This is a genomic window from Moorena sp. SIO4G3, from assembly GCF_010692305.1.
Lineage (GTDB): Bacteria > Cyanobacteriota > Cyanobacteriia > Cyanobacteriales > Coleofasciculaceae > Moorena > Moorena producens_A.
Map to the genome: position 1 here is coordinate 1 of NZ_JAAHIG010000606.1, position 3,190 is coordinate 3,190.

4 protein-coding genes are annotated in these 3,190 nt (G+C 44.1%); 3 read left to right on the forward strand and 1 reads right to left on the reverse strand.

Features of this window, described 5'->3' with window-relative positions:
• The 3 genes from F6J99_RS43500 to F6J99_RS43510 form a co-directional block, all read left to right on the forward strand.
• The coding region (locus F6J99_RS43500; RefSeq protein ID WP_293123272.1) for a DUF928 domain-containing protein at positions 1–544 on the forward strand (544 nt) is incomplete at its 5' end.
• A gap of 45 nt (positions 545–589) precedes the next feature.
• Complete coding sequence (locus tag F6J99_RS43505) at positions 590–1,030, forward strand: DUF2358 domain-containing protein (RefSeq protein ID WP_293123275.1); 441 nt, start codon at positions 590–592, stop codon at positions 1,028–1,030.
• Between the two features lie 38 nt (positions 1,031–1,068).
• Positions 1,069–2,259: a TRC40/GET3/ArsA family transport-energizing ATPase gene (locus F6J99_RS43510; RefSeq protein ID WP_293123278.1), complete on the forward strand. Its 1,191-nt coding sequence runs from the start codon at positions 1,069–1,071 to the stop codon at positions 2,257–2,259.
• A gap of 41 nt (positions 2,260–2,300) precedes the next feature.
• Here F6J99_RS43510 and F6J99_RS43515 read toward each other — a convergent pair whose 3' ends face one another.
• Positions 2,301–2,702, reverse strand: coding sequence for a hypothetical protein (locus F6J99_RS43515; RefSeq protein WP_293123282.1), 402 nt, complete (start codon positions 2,700–2,702; stop codon positions 2,301–2,303).
• Between the last annotated feature and the right edge of the window lie 488 nt (positions 2,703–3,190).

Consider the following 3,190-nt stretch of genomic DNA (forward strand, 5'->3'; position numbering starts at 1 on the left):
TTCTGGGATGGGAACAACGGTTTCTGAATACCCCACTTTCTCTTGGTATATGCCCTGTATAGAATATGCATCAGGGCATGATTTAAAGTTTGTGCTGAAAGATGCCAATGGAAAGGAGCTTTACTCAGTCAAGTATCCCTTACCCGATAAGGTAGATGCTGGAATTAGGAGTATAACGCTTCCTCCCTTTGTGAACCTACCTCCGTTAGAAGTTAATCAGAAGTATTACTGGCAGGTAGGATTGATTGATCCCGGCGACTCGTCAAAAAATATCTATATTGATGGTGGGGTCAAGCGAGTTGAAGAAGATCCAAACCTTGTGCAGCGTCTAAACCAAGCAACCCCCCAAAAGCGTGTTGTGATCTACGCAAATGATCGGCTTTGGTACGAAACATTAACCACTCTGGTAGAGTTGCGAAGGCAGAGCCCCAATGACGAGAACTTGGCAGAAGCTTGGCACAAACTGCTGACTTCCGTCGGGTTAGGTAAAATTCGCGAAAAAGCCTTGTTCTTGTTTGAACAAGCCAGTAGGACTAACAACTAAATAACGAAATATATTAGGTTATTAATACCTGTATGAATACAACGTATGAATACAAATCGGTATAATAACACTCAAGACCCTGACCAACAAGAGATTCTCAGTCCTATAGCCCAAATTATCGAACAAGACTATCAAAGGTTCCCAGCTGACCAAACTTATAGCATCTACGCCTCAGACGTCTATTTTAAAGACCCCCTCAACCAGTTTCGCGGGCTTGAGCGTTACAAACAAATGATTGCTTTTATCAATCGCTGGTTCCTCGAGCCCCATCTAGATTTGCAACACATTTCCGAGTCAGGAGATACAATTAACACCCGCTGGACTCTGAGCTGGACTACGCCATTACCCTGGAAACCTCGAATGACTATTCCTGGCTGGAGCGAGTTAAAGCTGAATGCTGAGGGATTAATTGTTTCTCATATAGATTATTGGGACTGTTCACGCCTGGACGTACTGAAGCAGCTTTTGTACAGTAATGTAAAGTAAATAAATGTAAACTTTTCTCAGAACAGCTGGAGCATACCATGCGCGTAATTTTGATGACCGGTAAAGGAGGAGTAGGAAAAACCTCTGTAGCCGCTGCTACTGGCTTGCGTTGTGCCGAGTTAGGCTACAAAACCCTAGTTCTGAGTACTGACCCAGCTCACTCCCTAGCAGATAGTTTTGATATTGAACTAAGTCACGACCCCCGATTAGTCCGCCCCAACCTTTGGGGAGCAGAACTTGACGCTCTGATGGAATTGGAAGGAAACTGGGGAGCGGTTAAGCGTTACATTACCCAAGTGCTGCAAGCTAGGGGCTTAGATGGGGTACAGGCAGAAGAATTAGCCGTTCTTCCTGGTATGGATGAAATTTTCGGTCTCGTCCGCATGAAACGTCACTACGATGAAGACGAGTACGATGTTCTGGTTATTGACTCAGCTCCTACTGGTACTGCGCTACGGTTACTGAGCTTACCAGAAGTCAGTGGCTGGTATATGCGCCGTTTTTATAAGCCACTACAAAGTATGTCAGTTGCTCTGAGACCTTTGGTTGAACCGTTATTCAAACCCATTGCTGGCTTTTCTTTACCAGATAAAGAGGTCATGGATGCTCCCTATGAGTTTTATGAACAAATTGAAGCCCTAGAGAAGGTACTCACTGACAACCAACAAACATCAGTGCGTCTGGTCACTAATCCTGAGAGAATGGTGATTAAGGAGTCCTTACGAGCTCATGCTTACTTAAGCCTATACAACGTTGCCACTGATCTAGTTGTTGCCAATCGGATTATTCCTGACCAAGTAACTGACCCATTTTTCCAACGCTGGAAAGAAAATCAGCAACAGTACCGCCAGGAAATTCACAACAATTTCCGCCCTTTACCCATTAAAGAAGTTCCCCTCTATTCCCAAGAGATGTGCGGTATTGAGGCATTGGAGCGTCTCAAAGAAACCCTCTATGGTTCAGAAGATCCCACTCAAGTTTATTACCAAGAAAATACCATTAGAGTTATACAGCATCAAAATGAGTACAGCCTAGAACTCTATCTACCTGGTATACCCAAAGACAAAATACAGCTTACTCAAACAGGAGATGAATTGAATGTTCGCATTGGTAACCATCGGCGCAATTTAGTCCTCCCCCAAGCTTTAGCAGCCCTAAAACCTTCAGGAGCCAAGATGGAAGAGGATTATCTAAAAATCAAATTTGCCACTGGTGCAGTTAAGATTTGATCATGCCTTGTAGAATTGGAGTCAATCTACAAAGCACTGAATTAACCCTTTCTTAGATCCTGAGCCATTTGGAGGAAAGGATCCAGGCTGGAGTCAGGGCGACGGCGTTGAGAGGTTACCTGACCGTTTTGTCCTGATGTAGCTCCAGACTGGGAAGCAGGCTCAGAGGTGGCCATAGGTGTCTCATTTTGGGAAAGGGTCGCTTTATCTGTAGCAGAGATCTCCTCTATCACTTCACCCCTTAAAATAGCAGTTTTGGTCTTGGGATAGGATTTCTTGACCTTAACGCCGCTGCGCATATAGTCAATGTTTCCCATTGTTTTGGCTTCATCTGTGTCCAAGAAAAACTCTTGGGACTGGTTAGCTTCTATGGACTGTGCCATGTCCTGGCTGTCCTCATCAACGTACTTGGTCTGAGAGTTGAACAAATTAAAGAGTGCCATAGTTAATTTTTCCTGCCTCTAGATAGTCTCTTGTTACTTTATGTTAACTATTATAAATATTTATATCATAAATCTTTTGTAAAAACTGATATCAACACAAAAAAACCTCAGCCACTTACAGAGGATATACTCTGTAAGTGGCTGAGGGAATTAGTTAGGGTGCATCTAGTACTTCTGTATCCAGCTGGGTTGTCACCCCATCAGGCAGCCAAATTAAAGATGGGGTGGAACCCCGCGCTTATTCAAAGCGGTAGGGAACGCACACCAAGAGAGTGATTGCTTACAGGGCAGATGCCTAGGGCATATCGCCACCACTGGCTATAAGTTTAGCTGGCCGGTAAAAGAAGCCCCACATCCTGATGCGTAGCATAGGTGTGGGATGAATTTTACACAGAGTCCTTGGGATCGGGAAAGCGAGCTATTAAACTTCTAAGTACCTCAGATTGGTTCATTCCTCTCTTCTCTGCCTCTTGTGCTAATTTTTTCTT